Origin of the sequence: Enterococcus sp. AZ091, assembly GCF_051714805.1 — a bacterium.
Taxonomy (GTDB): Bacteria; Bacillota; Bacilli; order Lactobacillales; family Enterococcaceae; genus Enterococcus_D; species Enterococcus_D gallinarum.
On the sequence record NZ_JBIOSO010000002.1, the window covers coordinates 485,371 to 507,476 of the forward strand.

At 40.2% G+C, this 22,106-nt stretch carries 24 protein-coding genes; 20 read left to right on the plus strand and 4 right to left on the minus strand.

Going from position 1 to position 22,106, the window contains the following annotated elements; translation table 11 throughout:
* The 3 genes from IGJ28_RS14740 to ytpR all read left to right on the plus strand — a co-directional run bounded on the left by IGJ28_RS14740 (position 1) and on the right by ytpR (position 1,612).
* Positions 1–315: a thioredoxin family protein gene (locus tag IGJ28_RS14740; RefSeq protein WP_003125825.1), complete on the plus strand. Its 315-nt coding sequence runs from the start codon at positions 1–3 to the stop codon at positions 313–315.
* A gap of 18 nt (positions 316–333) precedes the next feature.
* On the plus strand, positions 334–789 hold the full coding sequence (locus IGJ28_RS14745) for a universal stress protein (RefSeq protein WP_005470736.1): 456 nt from the start codon (positions 334–336) through the stop codon (positions 787–789).
* 211 nt (positions 790–1,000) lie between these two features.
* Positions 1,001–1,612, plus strand: coding sequence for a YtpR family tRNA-binding protein (gene ytpR / locus IGJ28_RS14750; protein ID WP_252711504.1), 612 nt, complete (start codon positions 1,001–1,003; stop codon positions 1,610–1,612).
* A 54-nt stretch (positions 1,613–1,666) separates the two neighbouring features.
* Here the strand turns inward: ytpR and IGJ28_RS14755 are convergent, their stop codons facing one another.
* Complete coding sequence (locus IGJ28_RS14755) at positions 1,667–2,974, minus strand: S1C family serine protease (protein WP_060814535.1); 1,308 nt, start codon at positions 2,972–2,974, stop codon at positions 1,667–1,669.
* A 248-nt stretch (positions 2,975–3,222) separates the two neighbouring features.
* Between IGJ28_RS14755 and rlmH the strand changes: the two genes are divergently transcribed.
* The gene (rlmH, locus tag IGJ28_RS14760) at positions 3,223–3,702 is read left to right on the plus strand and encodes a 23S rRNA (pseudouridine(1915)-N(3))-methyltransferase RlmH (protein ID WP_081131541.1); all 480 of its coding nucleotides are present in this window, start codon (positions 3,223–3,225) and stop codon (positions 3,700–3,702) included.
* Positions 3,703–3,750: 48 nt separating this feature from the next.
* Positions 3,751–4,599, plus strand: coding sequence for an LEM-3-like GIY-YIG domain-containing protein (locus tag IGJ28_RS14765; RefSeq protein ID WP_081131540.1), 849 nt, complete (start codon positions 3,751–3,753; stop codon positions 4,597–4,599).
* Positions 4,600–4,881: 282 nt separating this feature from the next.
* On the opposite strand, the gene IGJ28_RS14770 is transcribed toward IGJ28_RS14765, so the two are convergent.
* Positions 4,882–5,703, minus strand: a complete 822-nt coding sequence (locus tag IGJ28_RS14770; RefSeq protein WP_170081317.1) for a MurR/RpiR family transcriptional regulator — start codon at positions 5,701–5,703, stop codon at positions 4,882–4,884.
* 124 nt (positions 5,704–5,827) lie between these two features.
* Here IGJ28_RS14770 and IGJ28_RS14775 point away from each other — a divergent pair, with 124 nt between their 5' ends.
* The 4 genes from IGJ28_RS14775 (at position 5,828) to IGJ28_RS14790 (ending at position 11,226) form a co-directional block, all read left to right on the plus strand.
* Positions 5,828–7,699: a beta-glucoside-specific PTS transporter subunit IIABC gene (locus IGJ28_RS14775; RefSeq protein ID WP_170081318.1), complete on the plus strand. Its 1,872-nt coding sequence runs from the start codon at positions 5,828–5,830 to the stop codon at positions 7,697–7,699.
* A 27-nt stretch (positions 7,700–7,726) separates the two neighbouring features.
* Complete coding sequence (locus IGJ28_RS14780; RefSeq protein ID WP_170081319.1) at positions 7,727–9,205, plus strand: glycoside hydrolase family 1 protein; 1,479 nt, start codon at positions 7,727–7,729, stop codon at positions 9,203–9,205.
* A gap of 470 nt (positions 9,206–9,675) precedes the next feature.
* The gene (locus tag IGJ28_RS14785; RefSeq protein WP_205943893.1) at positions 9,676–10,371 is read left to right on the plus strand and encodes a DUF4767 domain-containing protein; all 696 of its coding nucleotides are present in this window, start codon (positions 9,676–9,678) and stop codon (positions 10,369–10,371) included.
* 96 nt (positions 10,372–10,467) lie between these two features.
* Positions 10,468–11,226, plus strand: a complete 759-nt coding sequence (locus IGJ28_RS14790) for a TIM44-like domain-containing protein (protein WP_170081321.1) — start codon at positions 10,468–10,470, stop codon at positions 11,224–11,226.
* 97 nt (positions 11,227–11,323) lie between these two features.
* Here IGJ28_RS14790 and IGJ28_RS14795 read toward each other — a convergent pair whose 3' ends face one another.
* The gene (locus IGJ28_RS14795) at positions 11,324–11,494 is read right to left on the minus strand and encodes a hypothetical protein (protein ID WP_438845468.1); all 171 of its coding nucleotides are present in this window, start codon (positions 11,492–11,494) and stop codon (positions 11,324–11,326) included.
* Positions 11,495–11,675: 181 nt separating this feature from the next.
* A complete protein-coding gene (locus tag IGJ28_RS14800; RefSeq protein ID WP_170081322.1) occupies positions 11,676–12,434 on the minus strand; it encodes a MurR/RpiR family transcriptional regulator in 759 nt (252 codons plus the stop codon).
* A 163-nt stretch (positions 12,435–12,597) separates the two neighbouring features.
* Between IGJ28_RS14800 and pfkB the strand changes: the two genes are divergently transcribed.
* The 11 genes from pfkB (at position 12,598) to msrA (ending at position 21,695) form a co-directional block, all read left to right on the plus strand.
* Entirely contained in the window at positions 12,598–13,527 is a 930-nt protein-coding gene (gene pfkB / locus IGJ28_RS14805; RefSeq protein WP_081131535.1) for a 1-phosphofructokinase, read from the plus strand.
* A 3-nt stretch (positions 13,528–13,530) separates the two neighbouring features.
* A complete protein-coding gene (locus IGJ28_RS14810; protein ID WP_252711503.1) occupies positions 13,531–14,967 on the plus strand; it encodes a PTS fructose transporter subunit IIC in 1,437 nt (478 codons plus the stop codon).
* Between the two features lie 15 nt (positions 14,968–14,982).
* Positions 14,983–15,438: a fructose PTS transporter subunit IIA gene (locus IGJ28_RS14815; RefSeq protein ID WP_005470755.1), complete on the plus strand. Its 456-nt coding sequence runs from the start codon at positions 14,983–14,985 to the stop codon at positions 15,436–15,438.
* Between the two features lie 19 nt (positions 15,439–15,457).
* Positions 15,458–16,426, plus strand: coding sequence for a tagatose-bisphosphate aldolase (lacD, locus tag IGJ28_RS14820; protein ID WP_113849408.1), 969 nt, complete (start codon positions 15,458–15,460; stop codon positions 16,424–16,426).
* Between the two features lie 236 nt (positions 16,427–16,662).
* Complete coding sequence (locus tag IGJ28_RS14825) at positions 16,663–17,544, plus strand: LysR family transcriptional regulator (RefSeq protein WP_081131533.1); 882 nt, start codon at positions 16,663–16,665, stop codon at positions 17,542–17,544.
* A gap of 151 nt (positions 17,545–17,695) precedes the next feature.
* Complete coding sequence (locus IGJ28_RS14830; RefSeq protein ID WP_005470765.1) at positions 17,696–18,109, plus strand: cupin domain-containing protein; 414 nt, start codon at positions 17,696–17,698, stop codon at positions 18,107–18,109.
* A gap of 13 nt (positions 18,110–18,122) precedes the next feature.
* Positions 18,123–18,440: a carboxymuconolactone decarboxylase family protein gene (locus tag IGJ28_RS14835; protein ID WP_005470766.1), complete on the plus strand. Its 318-nt coding sequence runs from the start codon at positions 18,123–18,125 to the stop codon at positions 18,438–18,440.
* A gap of 95 nt (positions 18,441–18,535) precedes the next feature.
* Positions 18,536–19,042 (plus strand): DinB family protein, encoded by a 507-nt coding sequence (locus IGJ28_RS14840; protein WP_081131531.1) that lies wholly within the window; start codon positions 18,536–18,538, stop codon positions 19,040–19,042.
* Positions 19,043–19,202: 160 nt separating this feature from the next.
* A complete protein-coding gene (truA, locus tag IGJ28_RS14845) occupies positions 19,203–19,943 on the plus strand; it encodes a tRNA pseudouridine(38-40) synthase TruA (protein WP_003125859.1) in 741 nt (246 codons plus the stop codon).
* Between the two features lie 29 nt (positions 19,944–19,972).
* On the plus strand, positions 19,973–20,617 hold the full coding sequence (locus IGJ28_RS14850) for a glucose-6-phosphate 1-dehydrogenase family protein (protein ID WP_081131530.1): 645 nt from the start codon (positions 19,973–19,975) through the stop codon (positions 20,615–20,617).
* Positions 20,618–20,876: 259 nt separating this feature from the next.
* The gene (gene msrA, locus IGJ28_RS14855; protein ID WP_436796720.1) at positions 20,877–21,695 is read left to right on the plus strand and encodes a peptide-methionine (S)-S-oxide reductase MsrA; all 819 of its coding nucleotides are present in this window, start codon (positions 20,877–20,879) and stop codon (positions 21,693–21,695) included.
* Positions 21,696–22,106 lie beyond the last annotated feature (411 nt).

Below are 22,106 nucleotides of genomic sequence, written 5' to 3' on the forward strand. Positions count from 1 at the left end.
GTGATTGTTCCAAAAAATTTAGAAGAATTGGCAACATATGTCGAAAAAGGAAAGAATGTCTTCTTTTTTACAGCAGACTGGTGTGGGGATTGCCGTTATATTAAACCGCAATTGCCTGAGATCGAAGCAGATTTCCCTGAATTTCAATTTGTTGAAGTTGATCGTGATGCTTATATGGATGTGGCTGTTGAATGGAATATCTTTGGAATTCCAAGTCTTGTAGTGATCGAAGACGGCAAAGAACTTGGTCGTTTAGTCAACAAAGATCGAAAAACAAAAGCAGAAATCGAATCTTTCTTATCAAGTCTAAATTAAACTTTCGAGGTGAAAAACATGAGTGGGCAAAGATATCAAAATATTTTAGTAGGTGTCGATGGCTCCGACCAAGCCAATGAAGCGTTCAAAAAAGCAGTTGAAGTGGCACGACGCAATCAGGGGAAAGTCTATGTAGCGAATATCATCGATCAGCAGATTCCCACGATGATGGGATATGCTCCTTTAGATACAACGATCATTGAGCAGGAAAAGGATACTGCCCAAGAATTAATCGAATCCTGTAAACAATATGGTAAATCCGTTAATTTTGATTTGATCGAAGGGATCATTGCTTACGGCTCTGCGAAAGAAGCAATGGCCAAACAGTTACCAGAAAAATATGGGATTGATTTGATCATGGTAGGCCAATCCGGACTGAATGCAGTTGAGCGGTTTATCACCGGGAGTGTAGCGAGTTATATTATTCGCGAAGCGAAATGTGATGTGTTGGTTGTCTCTCCTAGCGAAGAATAAGCAAAAGACAAAGCTGTGACAGAAGATACAGAGACAGGAAAAAAGAGCAAGCGAGTGCTTTTTCATTCACTAGCTGCCTGTTGGTCTGATTTCTGTCGCAGTTTTTTTATGGATTGGGAAGTGCAGCGATTGTAAACTGAGAAAATTCCCATGACGAACAGACAAAAATTTGTTAAGATTATGGGCGGAATAAGTAAGAGGAGGAAGACAAGTGATTTTTTCATACAACAAAGAATATGTGGGCGATACTTTGATCGTGATCACAGCAGATGATAAAGGGCTGGAACAAACGGCTGTACGAAAAGGAAATGTCGCTCAAATCAAAAATGAAGAAGGTACGATCGTAGGTTGGAACTTCTTTCACATTTCTGATACAGTTGCCATTGAAGGAAACGGGCAAGTAGTTTTGACGAAACAACAAGTGGAAACTTTGAACCGATTGATCACAGAAGCTGGCTTTACGGAGCAATTGGCAATTGATTTAGCGCCGAAAATCGTTGTGGGTTATGTCAAAACATGTGAACCACATCCAGATAGTGATCATTTATCTGTAACGGAAACAGAAGTCGGAGAAGGCGAGGTCCTGCAAATCGTTTGTGGTGCTGCCAATATTCGCAAAGGCTTGAAAGTCGTTGTTGCTAAACCAGGGGCAATGATGCCGGATGGGTTATTGATCTGGCCAGGAACGCTTCGTGGCGTCGATAGCTACGGCATGATCTGTTCTGCTCGTGAACTGCACTTAGCAAATGCACCATTGAAAAAAGGAATTCTTGAATTACCACAAGATGCCGTTGTTGGTGAAGCTTTTTCAGTTGGAAAATAATAAAAAAGATCTGCCACGTCCTGTTTGTGTGGCAGATCTTTTTTTGACTTGAATTTAGTTGCTGCTGTCAGTCGATTGTTCATTGATCGAAGTATCTACAGATAGAACGACTTTGGCTGTTTTTTCTTCTTTGCCGCGGTAGAACGTCACTGTGATCGTATCACCGACTTTGTGCTTGTACAGTGCAGATTGTAGATCTGTGGTTGTGCTGATGTCGGTATCATCGATTTTCGTGATGACATCGTATTGTTTCAATCCTGCTTGTTCAGCTGGTGTCGCGTTATTTACTGAGTATACGACTACTCCGTCAGTGACAGAAGATGGTACTTTCAAGATTTGTTCTTGTTGTTGCGAAGTGATTGAGCTTAAGTTGATTGTTCGAATACCCAATGCTGGACGAACAACTTTGCCGTCTTTTTCTAATTGGTTGATAATATCGACAACGTCGTTACTTGGGATCGCGAAGCCCATTCCTTCTACGCTGACACTTGATGTTGATTCAGAAGTGCTAGCGATCTTGCTAGAGTTGATTCCGATCACTTGTCCTTCAACGTTGATCAGTGGACCACCAGAGTTTCCTGGGTTGATCGCTGCATCTGTTTGAATCGCATTGATGCTGACTGCTTCACCAGATTCATTTTGGTTCGTTACTTGACGATTCAGAGAAGAAACAATCCCTTGCGTTACAGAATTTGCAAAGCTAGATCCTAATGGAGAACCAATCGCAATTGCTGGTTCGCCAACTTTTAGTGAATCAGAATCGCCGAAAGAAGCAACCGTGTCTACTTTATCAGAAGAGATGCGTAAAACAGCAAGGTCAGTGTAAGCGTCTGTTCCGACTAATTCAGCTTTGACTTTTGTGCCATCCGAGAGAACGACTTCCAAACCATCTTGTCCTTCTACTACGTGGTTATTCGTAACGATATACGCTTTGTCGCCATCTACTTTATAAATCACGCCACTTCCTTCAGAAGAAGCTTCTAGTGAACTGTCATCGCCTGAATTCTCAGTCCCTGATCCTTGACCACCTTGCTGACCAGAGCCAAATAACCCTTCGAGGCCATTCGCATTATTTTGTTGCAAGTTGATGATCGAAACGACTGCTCCTTGCACTTTTTCGACTGCTTTTGTTACATCGCTGTTGACGTCATATTTAACATTGGAGACTTTCGTTTGTCCATTGTTATCTTGAACACCGCTGGTTGCGGTCGTTCCAGGTGAAGTCAAAGAAGAGCCCATCGCCAGATAAAGTCCGCCGAAGGTCAACAAACCACCAACTACTCCGCCAAGAATGCCAATACCTAATTTTTTTAATAAACCGGAAGAAGGTTTTCTTCCTGGTGTCACATTTTTTCGTACCATTTGTTATTCCCCCTATTGAATTGTTTGTATGTATTTATTATATTCTTTCTTTCTGACAATAGTCTACTAAGAGATTTTGAAAAAAATATGAAGAAGATAGGGAGGATTTAGACCAAAACAATGAAATTTCTTTTTTTAGTAAGAAGAGGATTGCTTGAAACGAGACATACTATTATAAAAGAAAAATCCATCTCGACATATATTCTAGAAAGAAATTCCATTATAATGATAGCGGAAGGTGAGTGGGCATGAATATTAAAATCGTCACAGTAGGCAAATTAAAAGAGAAATATCTGATTCAAGGCATCAATGAATACGTGAAACGATTAGGCGCTTATTGCAAAATCCAATTCGTGGAAGTTCCTGATGAAAAAGCTCCAGAAAGCATGAGTGAAGCTGAAATGCTTCAAGTGAAAGAAAAAGAAGGTAAGAAAATCTTGGCAAAGATCAAAGACCAGGAATACGTCTTTGCATTAGCGATTGAAGGCAAAAATCCCACCAGTGAAGCTTTTGCCCAGCAGATCGAGCAATTAGGAATCCAAGGCAAAAGCCAACTAGTCTTCGTAATCGGCGGCTCCTTAGGTCTCAGCCAAGAAGTGATGCAGCGCAGCGACACCCAAATCTCTTTCGGCAAAATGACCTATCCCCATCAGTTGATGAAACTGATTCTAGTCGAACAAATCTATCGTGCTTTTCGCATCAATACAGGCGCGCCTTATCATAAGTGAGGGTGTTTTCTCCACGAAAGAAAAAATAGTAAAACAGAGGAGTAACAAATGAGTGAACTTAACCATTTTTCTGCATCTACTTTAGCTGCGTTGCAAAAAGATGAGCAACATCCTTACTATGTTTATTGTTTGGTTGATCCTAGAAACAACCAGACTTTTTATATTGGGAAAGGCAAAGGTAACCGTATTTTTGCACATCGTCAAGCGGCTCTAAGTATGTTAAGTCAATCTGATTATTTTGAAGAAGATGAATCAGCTAGAACATTAAAAATAAAAACCATCCAAGAAATAAACGGAATGAATCTGCAACCATTGAGTTATATACTTAGCTATGGATTAACTGAGAATGAAGCTTACGCTAGTGAAAATGCGTTGATTAATTATGCTCAACTGATTCAAGGACTCTCTTTGACGAATTTAGTAAAAGGACATGGTTCTAAGCCAATGCTAGTGGAAGAGGTAGAAGAGCGATATGGATTTCAACCCATATCTGTAAATCAAATAGCAACGGATGAGTTGGTCTTAGCAGTAAAAGTGAGAGATGCTTTTGAACTTTGTAAAGATGAGTCAGATGAATATCCGATTGACGACAAATTTCGTGATGATCATAATTTAAAATCTCGTACGCTAGGTAATTGGGTAATTGGTCGTGATAAAATTCATCGGATTCGCTACATTATAGCGATTAATACTGGAGCAGATAATGCGGTTGTTGCTGCATATAAAGTCTCCTCTCAATATTCAGAATCGAAGAAAAACGAAAACGGACGGACACGCTATGCGTTTCGTGCACTCTCTCAAAGAGATGATACGTTAAGAGAGCTGAATTTATACAAACGATCGTTGCCGGAGATTAAATTTGGTAGTGGAAGTGCAATTGCATATATTAATCATTAGAAAAGTGTTTCAAGAAAAGCCCAACACTAAAATGATATGACGGGATAACTTAAATAACAAAAATGCTGATAATTGATTTTTCTAAGAAAGAAAACCTTATAGACAATAGTTAGATGGAAGTTGCAATTGAGAAGAAATACATTGGAAAAGTATTGCCGGCATATTTGCTAATAATGGTAGATGACTACTTCTTCTTAATTAAAAAATAAAACCTCAAAAAGAACTGCTAGTGATAGGTTTCTCATCACTAGCAGTTCTTTTGTCAATTTCATTCGTAGGTTATTATTGTTTGCGAGAGATTGTTGGAGGTTCAAGATACTGTCGATATTTACTAACGATGATATCCATAATGATTTGATAGATAAAAGAATGGGTTTGAAAAATAGTCTCATGAGGGAAAAGAATAACATCATGAACGAAACGATAGTTACGAACCTCTTCATTTGCTGTGATTACGAAAATCTTGGCTTTTGTGTTTTCAAATACATTTCTGAAGGGTATATCATCTCTAAGTTGTTGTCGCTGTAAAAAACCGCCAGAGTTAGAAAAAATAATCAATAGTGTCTCTTCATCGGCTTGTTCTATGAATTCGATTTGTTTGAGATCACTTTGATAAGTAATAATAAACTTTCCCGCATAAGCCAATTTGTATTGAAAATCAATGGCTGCTGATTCGGAAAATAGCAGTCCAAAAGCACCTACTTTATTATAGGTAGTCAGACATTTTGCTAACTCATCAATACTTCTCATGTTGCTTTGCTGTTTGAACGCACTAATATCTTTAATGATGGCATCTAAATAATCATCATAACCATTTTTTTCAATTGGATTGATAATATTTGAAATGTAATTTAAGTCGAAATGGTATTTATTTTCAGCAAAGGTTGAGGATTTTTTTAATTCATAATAATCTTCAAATCCGATGGAACGAGCAAATTTTGAAATGGTTGATTTAGAGACAGTGCATAAAGTAGCTATATCAGAGATACTTGATTTATCGATAATGCTATAGTTATTCAAAAGTGTCTGAGCGATATGGTAGTAGGTAGAAGAAGTTGTTTCATTGTTAAGAACAGTCAATAGTCTAATAATTAAGGGTCCCATAAATACTAGCTCCTATCTGTGAAAGAGTTTCCAAAAAACGAAATTTTCATTTAATATGTTGAAAAAATTGTATATTACACATGTATTATAACAAACATAAACAAAATTGATAGGAGTTGTAACAATGGGGAAAAATTATAGTGCTCTTTCCAAAAGTATTATTGATTATGTTGGTGGAACAGAGAATATCATTAGTCTTTATCACTGTATCACTAGATTGAGATTCAAGTTAAAAGATGAAAGTATTGCACAAAAAAATACCGATGAAATTAAGAAGATTCCCGGTGTCTTGTCCGTCGTCGATGCAAATAATCAGTACCAAGTCGTTATTGGAAATGAAGTGGAAGATGTCTATAAAACGATCATGGCTAACTATGACATTAAAAGCGCCTTGGGATCAGACGAGTCGGAAGCATTAGATGATGACCGATCTGGAAATATCTTCATCCGCTTCTTTAATACACTGTCTTCCATTTTTAATCCGATTATTATGCCTTTAGCTGGGGCAGGAATGATTAAAGCCTTGTTAGTGGTTTTAACGACCTATCATTTTATGTCAGCAGATGGAAGTACCTATAAGATTCTTTCAGCAGCCGGCAATAGTGTATTTTTCTTCTTACCGTTATTTTTGGCTTTTAGTGCGGCCAGAGTGTTTAGAACAAATCAATTTATTTCATTAGCAATTGTAGCAGCACTTTTAGAGCCTAATTTCACAGCATTAGTCACAGAAAATGGTGTAACGGTTGACTTCTTAGGTATTCCAGCAATTTTAATGGGGTATTCTGGAACTGTCATTCCTGCGATTATTTCCATTTACCTCTATTCAAAGTTAGAAACGCTGCTAAAGCGAATGATTCCAAAGAGTTTAGAAATTTTTTTGTTGCCAATGGTTGCCCTTCTTATTATGGTTCCGCTAACAGTGTTAGTTGTTGGACCAATCGGCGTTACATTAGGGGATGGGATTGGAAGCGCTATGAACTTTATCAGTGACCGCAGTGGGTTACTGGCTGGTTTGATTATTGGGGCAGGATGGACTTTCTTGGTAATGATTGGCATTCATTGGGGTGTTGTGCCAATCATGATCAATAATCTTGCAGTCTATGGTTATGACGTTATTCGACCAATGGTTGCGGCTGCCACTTTTGCAAGTGCAGGTGTGGCGTTAGGCGTATTTTTAAGAAGCAAAGATAAAAATGTTAAAGTGCTCTCGCTATCTGCGATTGTACCAGCTTTACTTGGTGGGATAACTGAACCCATCGTCTATGGCTTGTCGGTAAAATATAAAAAACCATTGATTGCCCAAACAATCGCAGGTGGAATTGCTGGAGCTTTCATGGGAGCAATGCAGACAAAGGCGATTGTCTATGTTTTTCCAGCATTAACAACGTTACCAGCCTTTTTGGGTGATACCTTTGTTTATTACCTCATCGGAATCGCTCTTGCTTTCTTCCTGTCAGCAATTTTAACTTTTGCTTTTGGACTGGGAGAAGAATCTTCATCAAGTAATGAAGAAACAGAAGGTCAAGTCAATACAATCAGTTTACCATTGGATGGGGAAGTGATTGAGTTAGAAAAAGTCAACGATCCAGTGTTTTCAGAAAAAACGATGGGTGACGGATTTGCTGTAATACCAACTGATGGCGTAATTAAAGCACCATTTAGTGGAAAGGTCGAACTGGTTTTTCCTACAAAACATGCGATTGGATTAAAGTCAACATCTGGTGTAGAAGTATTGATTCATATTGGCATCAATACCGTTGAATTAAACGGCAACTATTTTGATTTAGCTGTTAAAGCAGGCGATGACATCCAAAAGGGGCAAAGAATCGGAAGTGTGGATATTGAAGGCATCCAGTCTGAAGGCTATGATCCAACCACGATCCTTGTAGTAACCAATTTGGATGATCTTGATGAGGTAGACATTATCGACTCTAAGGGTAAAATCATCCAAACTTTCACTGGCAAAAAAACGATACAAACAGAAATAATAGCATAAAAACAACAATCTGAAAGAGGTAATCGAATGAATAAAAGCTATTTTCCCAAGAACTTTCTTTGGGGCGGAGCAATTGCGGCGAATCAAGTAGAAGGGGCCTGGAACGTTGATGGAAAAGGGATGTCGGTAGCAGATGTCGCAATGTACAAACCTGATGTAGATAGGACAGATTATATCAGTCAATGGCACGTGTCTCCTGAACAAATCGAGGAAGCCATGCAGTCAAAAAACGATAAGTTATTTCCGAAAAGACGAGGAATCGATTTTTATCATCGTTACAAAGAAGACCTGGCATTATTTAAAGAAATGGGCCTGAAATGCTTAAGGGTATCTATCGCATGGACAAGATTATATCCAAAAGGTATTGAAAGTGAACCGAATCAAGCTGGGATCGATTTTTACGTGGGCTTATTCAAAGAGATGAAGAAGAATGGGATTGAACCTCTAGTCACATTGTCTCATTATGAAATGCCATTATATTTAGTCAATGAATATGACGGCTGGGTTTCCCGAGAGGTGATCGACATGTTTGTTCGATTTAGTAAAACTTGTTTTGAAAATTTTGGACATTACGTGACCAATTGGCTGACTTTCAATGAAATCGATAGCGTCTTTAGACACCCCTTCACTACGATGGGAGTGGTGGAAGAAAAGTACAAAACAAAAAAAGAAGCTGAAGAGGCCATTTATCAAGCGCTACATCATCAGTTTGTAGCTAGTTCCCTAGCGACTAAATATGCCCATCAAATCATTCCTAATGCGCAGGTGGGATGCATGGTTACAAGAGCTTTAGCTTATCCGTTAACCTCAAATCCAGTGGACGTGATGCTAGCCCAACAACATAATCGGGAGAACTACTTTTTTTCTGATGTGCAGGTTTTTGGAACGTATCCGACTTTTGTCAAAAATTATTGGCAAGAGAACAATTTTTCCATTGAAATGGTGGAAGGGGATGAGGAGATCATTCAGCAACACACAGTGGACTTTGTCTCTTTTAGTTATTATATGTCTATGATTAAAACAGAAGATGAAGAAGATCGGGAAAAAGTTGGCGGAAATTTAGTCACCAGTGTGAAGAATCCTTATCTTGATACAAGTGATTGGGGTTGGCAAGTAGATCCAACAGGATTGAAAATTGCATTAATCGACATGTACGATCGTTATAGAATGCCTCTGTTCATTGTTGAAAGCGGGATTGGTGCTTTTGATGCGTTTGAAGATGGAAAAGTGCATGATGATTATCGCATAAAGTATTTTGAAGACCATTTTAAAGCGGTCAATGAAGCCATCAGAGAAGGCGTTGAAGTAATGGGTTATACTACGTGGGGATGTATTGACTTAGTAAGTGCGTCGACTTCTCAAATGTCAAAACGATATGGATTTATCTATGTGGATGCGGATGATGAAGGGAACGGAACCTATGATCGGTTTAAAAAGGATAGCTTTTACTGGTACAAACAGGTGATTGCGAGCGATGGAGCTTCTCTATATGAAGAAAATAGTTAAGCATTAAAAATTACAAAAGAATTGAGAACGAAGTCGTTCAAAAAGTCAGTTGGCGCCACAAGGTCCAATCATCTTAGTAGATGGTTGGGCTTTTTTTGCGGAGCGGGTAATAAAGCTGATAGTCGACCAAAGGTACCAGAAAAGTCGTACGTCAAATCGTAAAGAACAAACGAGTATTTTGTCTTTTTTCAAACATTTTAAGACGGATTGAGAAGAAAAAGCAAAGTATTAAACGCTACTCATAGAAATACTCTAAATCGTTCTTTTATTTTTATAGTTCAAAAAGCAGCTGTAATGATTCTAAACTCATACCAATGCAATGTGATGTTATTTATCAATCTCATGTATGAGGAAGTCGTGAGAAATAATTCTTCAAAAATTTAGTAACCATTTTGTCTGTTGTCTGCTACTATGTGTACACTAAATACTCTATAAGAGAGGTCTTACAAGTGAAAAAAGTTCTAGTAACAATGATGGGTCTACTGCTTCTTTTGGGTGGCTGTTCAACAAACAAGCCAGAAACATCTACTCCAGCAAAAGCTGCAATAACTGAAACAAGCACGACTAAATCAAGTACCACCCAATCAAGTACAGCTCAAGCTTCTAAATCTACGAGTACCGAAGCAACTAAACTAAATACGACTGAGTCATCCGAGCGCCAATCGACAAAAGATCAAAGTGCGTCACTCGTTGCTCAAACCAAAACTTCCTCCAATCAAGCACAAACCAATCAACCAGTGACACACGTTTTGTGGGATGCTTCCAAGTCTGCAGAGCTTGCGACGTTTATGCAGAGTTGGGGACAAGAAATGGGGCAGCAATATCGAAGCTATGACGACCATGTGCAAGCAAATTACTATGGTCTCCAAGTACCTCAAGATATTTTTGATGGTAAATGGACAACCGTCATTAATCAAACGCCAGTCTCGGTGGAGTGGTCAGAAAATGGTGAGGGACAAGCTGATTTTCAGATCGTGGCAATCTATTCGGACATCGACCATGCTACACCAGCTGGAGGGCATCTCTATTTCTTTGGCTTCCAGCAAAAGCAGCCAAAAGTTCTAATCACACAACAAAATCAAGGAAATCAAAACAATTATCTGTATTTTAAAGAGACAGCGAATGAATCATTGAAAAATGCATTTATTCAGCTTGCCAATCGTTAAACAGTGCTAAGATGAAGAACACTTGGAACTGAATGGCATGAAAAAGATTTTGAAAAAATTGTCGGGCTTTCTGAGTCAGACAAAAGAGGGTATCCAATGAAGAAACACTACTTTATGGCTTTTTTACTTAGTTTATTCTTTTTGTTTGCTCTGCCAGTGCAGGGAATGGCAGTTGCTGGGGGACACGGCGGTGGTTCGACACGTGGCGGCGGGTCGGGGAGTGGTTCTGGCGGCATCACTACATTTGATGACTATTCGGATCATTATTCCAGAGCTTCTTGGGGAAGACGAGGGTATGGATATTATAGCCCCTATGGTTCATCATCAGTTATAGAAAATTATGTTTTGGTTGGGGCGTCAGTAGGCGGAGCCGCGATTCTCTCTTTAGTTAAACGAAAAAAAGACCAACGAACCAGAAGGAATGATTTATTCGCTCAAATCCCAGGTAAAAAGAACGAAAAGAAAAAATTACTTCATGAAATCCAAAAGAGCTTTTTTGCGATCCAAACCGCTTGGGATCAAGAAGCACTTGAAAAAGCAAGCAGACACTATACTGACAAACTATTGTTGGAACACAGTCAAGTATTGCAACAGAATAAAGAGGACGGTATAAAAAATCATACAAAGAAAGTCATCCTACATCAAGTGGAAAATTATCGACAACTTCGTGCAGACAGCTTCTCCATTCGGATTGATTTCAGTTGTTGCGATTATGTGGAAGACCGGGTGAATAAGCAGATCCTCTCAGGAAAGAAACATCGAAAACAATCTTTTTCTCAACTATGGTATTTTAACTATTCTGAGAAAGAGAGGAAATGGCAGGTGGATTTTATTCAACCAATTGATTTGGATTAAGCAAGAGCGGGCTGGTGATAGTCGTAGTTGTTGGGTTAAATTCATGCATACGATGAAACATTCTACTAAGTTTTAGGTTTTAGTTATTCGAGTTAAGTTATCCAGTAAAGTTGCTGACTCCTAATGCCTGACGTTTCGTACCGACCGTAGGCAGGAGGCGGAATAAAGGAAGCATTTCTATACGCAAACAGTTCAAAAAAATCTTTCGATCAGATAGACGGTTACGAACCGCTTTATCAAATCGAAAGATTTTTTTTCGGATGATCATTTTTTGACGAAAAAAATATAAGCAAATTTAACTGGATAAAAATCAAAGAACCCCATCGTTTGACGAGTATCGAATTCTATATGAATAACTGCAAAAACAATGCGTTCAGCGTGAATCACTTCATTTTGAAAAATCTCAAATCAACTACAGCTTCCTTACCGGTTATGATTTTCTCAAGATATCAGTGCCTCTTTGATTCTGCAGTCCGCAGCGCATACGCGTCGAGCAAGATTCTAGCAAGGATCGAGAGGGGCAGTCTTGAACGAACTTCATAGTCTGGAAAGAAGGAGCCTTCTGATTTGAAGCCAACAAAAGGAATTTCGATATGCGCCATTAAGCTAGAGTGCCGATTGGCTGTCAGCAGAATGGTACCGATCTCCGCTTCGTAACAGTTTTCAGCTGCGGTGATCAATTCTTTGGTTTCACCATTTAAAGAAACGAAGATCACGATATCTTCCTTTGATAGTTTCTTACTGATGTTCTTAATGATGTTGGGATCGGTATGCATCTCACAGTATTTGCCAGTAAGCTGAAATTTGACCATCATTTCTTGAGCAATCAGTTCAGAAAATCCACGAGCAAAAATCATGATTCGTCTAGCAGCATTGATTCGTTGGATCGCGTCTTCGATATTGCCGCTTTCCACCATATTGATCGTGCGGATCACTTCTTGTTCATTCTTTAGAATCGCCGTTTTTATCCCTTCGTCCACCTTATCAAGCGCTGCAAAATTGATATTGGTATTATCTTTTTCTTTTAGTGAATGCTTGAAAGCAGTAAACCCCTCGTATCCTTTTTTCTTCATGGTACGAACAACAGTCGCCGTTGAAACGTTTGCATATTCACTTAATTTTATAATGGAGCAAGACGGAATCTCAAGGATATGACTTTGGATAAAATCCCACAGGTATTGCTCTGACTCACTTAATTTTGTATCCATGTTCTGCCTCCCTTCAGCTAGTCTTTATTGTAAATCGAAAGATTCACCTACTTCAAGGTCATGAAGTATTTCTTGTAAAAGTTTTCAGCGGTTTTGTTTATTTATGAAAACATTTACATCAAGTAGTGATCCATAATAGGTTTGTAGGAAAGGAGGGGCGCAAATGGCTGTTTATACATGTACGTTAAATCTAGCGATCGATCTTTTTATCGAAACAGATGAGATGAAACCATTTCAAGTGAATCGCACAAAGGATGATGATATCCAAGCCAATGGAAAAGGGGTCAATGTCTCATTGATCATGAAAAAACTTGGTATCGATAGTACAGCATTAGGGTTCAAAGCTGGTTTTACTGGTAATTATATTGAGGACTACTTGCATCAACAAGCGATTCAGACCGATTTTATTCCCGTTCCGGGATTTACGCGAATCAACGTTTTTACGCATGTAAATCGCGATAATAAGGAGTACAAACTTGTGAATAAGGGACCTGAAATTTCAAAAAAGCAGATCAATCTTTTGTTAGACCAAGTTAGACATTTGCAAGCTGGTGACTATCTTTGTGTATCTGGGAGTATGCCACAAGGTGTCTCGCCCAAAATTCTTATAGCAATCAGTCGTATTTGCTTTGAAAAGCAAGTGAATCTGATTATTGATTCAAGTTATTCAGAGGTGTTGGAATGTCTGCCTTATCAGCCCTTCTTGTTAAAGCCCAATGAAGAAGAGCTGCAAGCATGGTATCAGACCGAAATCAATGATCGCAAAGGCTATATCGACTACGCAAAACGATTGGTGGCTAGTGGTGCGCAAAATGTGCTGCTCTCTTTGGGAGGAGAAGGCGGCCTTCTTTTGACAAAAGATACGGTCTACTCTGGAAACTCTCCTAAAGGCAAAGTAGTGAATACAGCATGTGCCGGAGATACGTTGCTAGGAACATTTCTTGCAGGGTATTTAACAGGTGAGCCGCTGGATGTCAATTTGAAGAAAGGATTAGCTGCTGGCAGTTCAACCGCTTTTCGTAAGGGATTAACTGATTTTTCGGATGTTGCAGAGTTGGAAGAACAAATTGAAATCAAAAGAAGGAGCGAATAAAAAATGACAACTTACAAGATTGTTGCTGCAACGGGCTGTCCCACTGGGATCGCCCATACCTATATGGCACAAGAAGCGTTGGAACAAGCCGCCAAACGCAAAGGAATAGCTATTAAAGTAGAGACTCATGGACAAGTGGGGATAGAAAACCAGTTAACGCCAGAAGAGATAAAAAATGCAGATGCGGTCATTATTGCTGCAGATAAAGATGTCCAAGCGGAACGTTTTGCGGGAAAACGCGTGATCAATGTTCCGGTCAGCAAAGGAATCAAAGATGCCGATCAGCTAATTGAAGAAGCATTGAGAGGGTCGCTGATTGCAGAAAACAAGACGGTCGATGCATTGGAGCAAGCAGATGGGGGAATGGCTGCTGGAATCGGACATAGTATTTATAAAAATCTGATGAATGGTGTTTCTCATATGCTGCCATTTGTCGTAGCAGGGGGCGTGATCATCGCCGTCTCATTCGCAATCTGGGGTGTCTACTCTTTTGATCCTAATGATCCCACCTATAATCCGACATCAGCGATGTTAAAAGGAATTGGGGATACGGCAATGGGAATGATGGTCCCTATTTTAGCGGCTTACATTGCTGAAGGGATTGCTAAACGACCTGGTTTGGTGGTGGGATTTGTCGGCGGCTTGTTGGCCAATGCTGGTGGCGCTGGTTTTCTAGGCGGGATCTTTGCTGGATTCTTAGCTGGGTACTTTATTCTGTTCTTGCAAAAAGTCATGAAAGGATTACCGAAACAATTAGATGGATTGAAAGCTATTTTCTTATATCCAGTGATTGGTGTTTTAGTCATTGGTGTGGTGATGTCTTTATTAGCAAGCCCGATGGAGGCGATCAATCAAGGTATGATGGATTTCTTGGCAGGATTCCAGAATTCGAATCCATTGATTTTAGGCATCATTGTTGGCTGTATGTCCGCATTTGATATGGGCGGTCCCGTCAATAAAGCCGCTTACGTTACGGGAACGGCATTGTTAGCTCAAGGAAACCATACCTTTATGGCAGGTGTTTCTGCGGCATGTATCGCGCCACCATTGATTACGGGATTTGCTGTCTTATTTTTTGGGACATATTTTGATACGAACGACCGCAATGCAGGGCTAGTCAACTTTATTTTAGGATCAACGCATATTACTGAAGGGGCGATTCCATTTGCAGCCAAAGATCCTCTGCGTGTTCTGCCTACGATGATGTTGGGTTCATCGATCGCAGCGGTTTTGACCTATATGTTTGGAGTCCAAGTTCCTGCTCCTCATGGCGGCTTCTTAGTATTGCCGGTTGTCACGGGGAAAATTGCTTGGGTAGGTTCGATTTTACTTGGCTCGATCATAGGTGGAGTGATTTTAGGGTTCATCCAAAAACGCAGTGTACAAAAACGTGAAGCAGAAGTTTCAGCTGATGAATGGAAAGAAACAGCGAAAGAATAGAAAAGAGGAAGACAAATGACGTTGATCAAAACAGACCACATTTTTATGAAGCGAGATTTTGTGACACAAGACGAAATAATGACCTTCCTTGCAGCACAAGCAGTTACTCTAGGCATCAGCAGTGATCAAGCTGCTGTTTATAGAAAATTGCTAACAAGAGAAGAGGAGAGTACAACGGGGATGATGGATGGATTTGCTATCCCTCATGCGAAAGATCACAGTATCGAAGAAGCCAACGTCATCATCGTCCAATTAAATAGCAAAATCGATTGGAAAAGTTTGGATGGGGAAGGAACTGATTTTATTATTGCTCTTTTTATACCTGATTCAGAAGCGGGAACGACACATTTGAAACTATTGTCTCAAGTGGCACGGCTTTTGATGCATAAAGAGGTGACAAATTGTTTGAAGCAAGCACAGTCTCCTGATGAAATTGCCGAAATTTTAAATGGAAAACTGGCAGAAAACTAAAAAAGGAAGTAGTGAAAGCATGACATTATCAAATAAGCAAGCATATATCCAACAGCTATGTAATGAAAATGGCATTATTAGTGCTTTAGCCATTGATCAACGAGGGGCTTTGAAAAAAATGATTGGCAGATTCCAAGACCATTCAGTCACGACAGAGCAAATCAGTGCCTTCAAAAAAATCGTGTCAGCCGAGTTGACGCCCTATGCCTCAGCAATTTTACTAGATCCAGAGTACGGATTGCCAGCAGCCCAAGTTCGGGATGAACAAGCTGGATTATTGTTAGCCTACGAGAAAACCGGTTATGATGCTTCAACTCCGGGTCGTTTGCCTGATCTTTTGTCCAACTGGTCTGTGAAACGGCTAAAAGAAAATGGCGCGGATGCTTGTAAGTTTTTGCTCTATTATGATGTGGACGAACCTGACGAGATCAATGATCAAAAGAAGGCATTTATCGAACGGATTGGTTCGGAATGCCTTGCTGAAAATCTACCATTTTTCTTAGAACTGGTTTCTTATGATGCTGCTATCCCAGACACCACTTCGAAAGAATATGCTTTGAAAAAACCTCATAAAGTAAACGATATGATGCGAGAATTTTCGCAAGCATACTATGGCGTTGATGTCTTAAAAGTGGAAGTCCCTGTGAATATGAACTATGTAGAGGGCTATGCGGAGGAAGCTGTTTATACTAAAGAAGAAGCGGCGGCTTATTTCAAAGAGCAAGCGGAAGCAACGGATCTGCCCTATATTTTCTTGAGTGCAGGGGTTTCAGCTGAGTTATTCCAAGAAACGTTGAAGTTTGCCAAAACATCCGGCTCAAAATTCAATGGCGTACTTTGTGGACGAGCAACCTGGGCAAACGGTGTAGAGCCTTTTGTGACTCAGGGAGAAGGTGCGGCGAAAGAGTGGCTGCAGACCCAAGGACGTACAAATATTGAAGCGCTAAACAATGTTCTGCAAAAGACTGCTACACCGATTCGCTTGTAATAAAAACGTCCTTTAGAAACAACTGAAATTCAATTCTATCGGTTCCTTCGTTCTCTTCAGTGAATGAAGGGCCTTTTTGTTTGGATGAACCAAACGAATAGCGGTCAAGAATTTCTAGTTAGGTGGTAGAATAAAGCTAGTATTCGTTGTTACAGATAAATAAGGATGCGTTCTTTTCCCGAAAATCTGAGATAACAGTAGGAAAAATGTTGTGTCATAGAAGAAAGGAGTTTTCGATGGAAACTCGTGTATTAAAGTATTTTCTAGCAATAGCCGAGGAACAAAATATTACCCAAGCAGCTAAAAAGCTGAACATTACGCAACCCACTTTAAGCAGACAAATTCGAGAGTTTGAAGAGCGTTTGCACACAGAATTGTTTGTGCGCCAAAATAAGAAACTTTATTTAACAGAAGCAGGTCTGTTTTTAAAAAAGCGCGCAGAAGAAATTCTTGAATTGAATCAGAAAACAGAACAAGAATTGTTCAATTATCAGGAGACGATTCTGAATGGACAAATTGCGATTGGTTGTGTGGAAGCAGAAAACTCCTATTTGCTCACACAAATCATCGAAGAAATGGTTACTGATCACCCCCAAGTGTCTTTTACTATTTTTAGCGGAACTAGTAATGATATTCTGGAAAAACTTGATAAAGGCTTGCTTGATGTGGCGATTTTGATTGATCCTGCAACGACGGATCAATACAATCGGCTGACATTGCCTAAGAAAGAAGTCTGGGGGCTTTTTGTTGCAAATGAACACCCGTTGGCTGATCAAAGCAGTATCTCACCTGCAGACATCCTCACCACACCGTTGATTTGTTCGAGTCGTAAAGAAGTTTTGGAAATGTTTTGCACGTGGGGCGGGTTCGTTGAAGAAGAGTTGACGATCGTCGGGAGATACAATTTGATTTTTAATGTCCTTTTATTGGTCGAAAACAATGTTGGTGCTGCTTTAGCAATTGCTGGAGCGATTCATCATCGAGAAAACCAAACAAAATTCATCCCCTTTTCGCCACCTCTGGAAACGAACTGTGTTCTGGTATGGAGGAAAGAGACGATTTTGGCGCCGACAGTCCAAACATTTTTGAAGAAATTCAAGCATGCTTTGCAAGCATAGAAATCAGCTTAACAAGTATTGGACGTTATGTGGATCAAGCAGTAACATGAACTTGTAAGTTATTGAAAGGATTGCCGCTTTATTGATTGTGAAAGCTGACAAAATGGCACAATGGTATCAGACAAAGAGGTATGCAAGGAGGAGACAAGCAATGGCAAAATTTGAAGAGGTAAAAGATGGCGTGATTTTCCCAAGTGGCGCAAAAAATGAAGCGTATGCCCAATACTTTGTTGGACAAAGCTATTTAAACACTTTAGTTGCAGACCCCTCGGTCAATGTTGGCGTTGGGAATGTAACTTTTGAGCCAGGTTGCCGCAACAATTGGCATATTCATCATGATGGTTATCAGATTTTGCTGATTACTGGTGGTGAAGGCTGGTATCAAGAAGAAGGAAAACCAGCCCAATTTTTGACAGCAGGAGATATTGTCGTCACCCATGATGGCATCAAGCATTGGCATGGCGCAGCAAAAGATAGTTGGTTTGAACATCTGGCTATTACTGCCGGAACGCCTGAATGGCTCGAAGCTGTGGCGGAGGAAGACTATCAGCAGTTACAAAAATAAGGAGGCAATGAGAATGAAAAAACAAACAGCAGGAAGTGAACGGTTAGGTGACTTCGCCCCTCAGTTTGCGGCATTGAATGATGACGTATTATTCGGAGAAGTGTGGTCTAGAGAACAAGAATTGTCCGCCAGAGATCGTAGTTTGATCACTGTTGCCAGCCTTTTGACACAAGGTGTGCCTCAATTAGAAGCTCATTTACGAATCGCCAAAGAAAATGGTGTGACTCAAGCAGAGATCGTTGAATTGATCACACACTTGGCTTTCTATGCCGGATGGCCTAAAGCATGGTCGGCATTCAATTTAGCCAAAGAAATTTATGCGGAAGAATAATTTTTCAGTCCTTTTTACCAGCAGGTTGATTCATTGGTTTCTCCCTTTTTCTGTAGTAGAGTAAAGATAAGCACTTACTAAAGAGGAGGAGTATCATGAAGGAAACACAATTGACGATCGAGACATTGCAACGGGCCCAAGAACGATTTGAAGAAACGTTGGCGCAAATGAGTATCGCGGAAGCGAACACGATGCCGGAGCCACTGATTAAGTCAGTCACTTGGCTGATCTGGCATACCGCTCGCGAAATCGATCTGCAGATTTCCGCATTAGCGGATCAGGAACCACTTTGGCTAGCGGACTGGACGAAGCGATTTGCTTTGGATTTGCCTGACGATACAGAAGATTGGCGTCATACACCAGAAGAAGCCGTCAAGGTAATCGTTAATCAAAAAGAACTATTAGTGGATTATCTTTCTGCTAGTGTCGAGTTAGCAGTTAATTACCTTCAGTCTATCGATGAAACTAGCTTATCAGAAGTGATTGATGAGAACTGGACGCCAGCTGTGACACGACAAGCTCGGATCGTCTCCATCGTCGATGATGCAGTCATGCATTCGGGCCAAGCAGTCTATACAAGGAGATTAGTGATTGGGAAATAAAAGTTTTTAATGACATCAGAAATTTGAATCTTTGGCTGTTTTCTTGAAATATCGCTAAAATCTTCTTTAGAGCATTTACAACGGTGACGGGTTCCCTTATGATAAGCAAGGGAACCCGTTTTTTTGGGTAAATCATTGATGACAGGAGCAATTAAAATAAATGAGAAATATTAAACTTACGATTGAATATGATGGCAAGCGCTATCTGGGGTGGCAACGTTTAGGCGATTCTGATCGAACGATCCAAGAGAAAATTGAAAGTATTTTGACACAAATGACAAATGAAAAAATCGAAATCATCGGGTCTGGACGTACAGATGCAGGGACGCATGCGAGAGGACAAGTAGCCAATTTCAAGACAGCAAGCGATTTGTCCCCCGAAAAAATGTTGCAATTCCTGAATCGCTACCTACCTCAAGACATCGTCATCAAAGAGGTCGCAGAAGCCTCTGAACGGTTCCATGCCCGTTACAATGCGACCGGCAAACAATACAGTTATTATGTTTGGAATAGTCCGATTCCAACCGTATTTGAACGTCATCGGAGTTTTCATTGTCCGCAAGAGCTTGATTGGGACAAAATGCAAGCAGCTTGTGAGAAGTTTATTGGCACTCATGATTTTATTGGCTTTTCTGCATTAAAAAAGACCAAAAAATCCACTACTCGTACAATCGAGGAACTCTCACTCACAAGAGAAGGAGATATGCTGCGTTTTCGCTTTAAAGGAGATGGCTTTCTTTATAAAATGGTACGGATCATCACCGGGACGATTTTAGAGATTGGTGCGGGTACAATGGACATTTCGGCGATCGATGAGATATTTACGAATCAAGTCCGAAAAGCAGCCGGAGAGACAGTGCCTTCCCAAGGATTGTTCCTAGATGCTGTTTACTACCACTAAAAAATAGAGCTTAAAAGTAAGGTGACATTATGGAATTTGCTAAGGCAGATTTTGATTTATTCGATCGTGAGGTATTTGCCTTTAAACAACTCAAAGACATCTACCCACCAGAAACAATTCAGCGGTTGAAAGAGGATTATCAGATGAGCTGGCAAAAATGGAAACATATCCAAATGACTGTCGCAACCAATGTATCAGCAGACCTTCAACCGAAAGTTGAGAGTTGGACGAATGGTTGGAATTTGCGCAGTCATTTTTGGTGTGCTTATCGGAATGAGGCACATCCGAATCAAAATGCCTGCCTAGCTGCATTGATCAATCAAAAGCAATATCAAGTCTATTTCATGTTCCAACATTACAAAAGTGGCCAACGTTCAGGGAGTTTAGCAGCCTATAATGACTTACGCTGGCAGATTGAAGAATGGAGCAAAGACAAAAATTTGGCTGATTATTATATTTGGCCACAGGTGGAACATGAACTAGAAGATCATTGCCCATTAGCTGTATACCTCTCAGAGCCGCAAAAACAAAGACAACTTGAAGAAAAGCTGCAAGGACGCAGTTTTCAAATCGGCAAACTTTGGTTTCCATCAGAGAGCATCGAAGATGTTGAGAGATTGACGACTGAAGCATTAGAAGAATTAAGTCCATTGTATTTTTCACTAACAAGATAAACAATGCTCTTAAGATAACCAAACAGCAAAATACCTCGAACTGAACGATAGCTGATTTCTGTTCTACAGGAATTTCAGACCCTCCTATGTTGATGGTCTGTACCGCTATTTGTTCGGTTTTTTTGTCATTTAGAGAATTTTTTCTTTGGTCAGAAAGCGAATCAGTAGGCCAGATGAAGGAAATATGGTAATTTGCATATAAATCATTTCAAGTAATTGCAAGAGGATGGAACACTTCAAAGTTTTGCTGGCAGAGAGGATGAGAAGGATGGACGAGGAACGATTAAGTCAGCTTTACAATTTGATCATCAATCCAGGGACAAGAGATTGGGAACGATCCCAGTTGTTGGCAGCCCGAGATCGGTTAGAATCCGGACAAGAACAAAAAAATGTCCTATCAGAGTTGGAAGCTGCTTTGCGACCATTGGCACTTCGAGGCAACTTGACACCGGATTTACAGGATTTTTATGATCAGTTAAGAGGGATAGAAACAACTCAAACAACTCAAAAAACAAAGACACATCAAATCACTGACTGGAGTCATCAAGAAACAGCCATTTTTGCGGGGGGTTGTTTTTGGTGTATGGTGGAGCCTTTTGAACAGAAAATAGGGATCACTTCTGTTCTTTCAGGATATACCGGCGGGAATATCCCGCATCCCACGTACGATCAAGTCAGTAGCGGGTTAAGCGGACATGTAGAAGCAGTGGAAATCATTTTTGACAATCGGTTGATTACGTATGAGGAGCTAGTCTCATTGTATTGGCAGTTGACGAATCCCACAGATGCTGGTGGACAGTTTCAAGATCGGGGAAAGCAGTACCGACCAATCATTTTTGTCGGAGATCCGCAGCAACAAGCGATTGCTGAAGCGTCAAAAGAACAGCTGCAAAGGTCAGGTCATTATGCAAAACCAATCATCACAGAGATTAGACCAGCCACGACTTTCTGGCCAGCCGAGAATTACCATCAAGGGTTTTACCAAAAAAATCCTCATCGGTATCGCCGGATTCAACGTGCCCGCAAACAATTGCTGGTCTATCAGCGGATCAAGCGATTCTTCAGTGGAACCAGATAATTGATAAAAGCGGCTGGTCAGAATAGGCAGAACAGCCGCTTTTGTTTCACTTTGATGCAAATGATTTAGACAATCGGCTAAAAAAAGATCGTTTTTTTTAGAATAACGTCTAAAGAAAGCGGATTCACATTCGCGTAAAATAGAAAACAGGAAGATAGGCAGAAAAGGAGAAAAGGAAGAATCATTCCCACAAAAAAGCGGTGTATTTGTATGTCCGACAACTTCAAAGGATTCACCAACGGCATCTTGTGGCCGTTTATTAGTAGTGGACAGTGCAGGGAATGATTCTTAGGGAGGAGTGGCTCAGAGAACTTGTAGCTGAATAGCAAGTAGTGAAAGGGGTAGTTTTTTAAGAGTGATCTCATTTTGATTTCAATAGGTAATCGGCAGTAATTGTTTTATAGAAAGGAG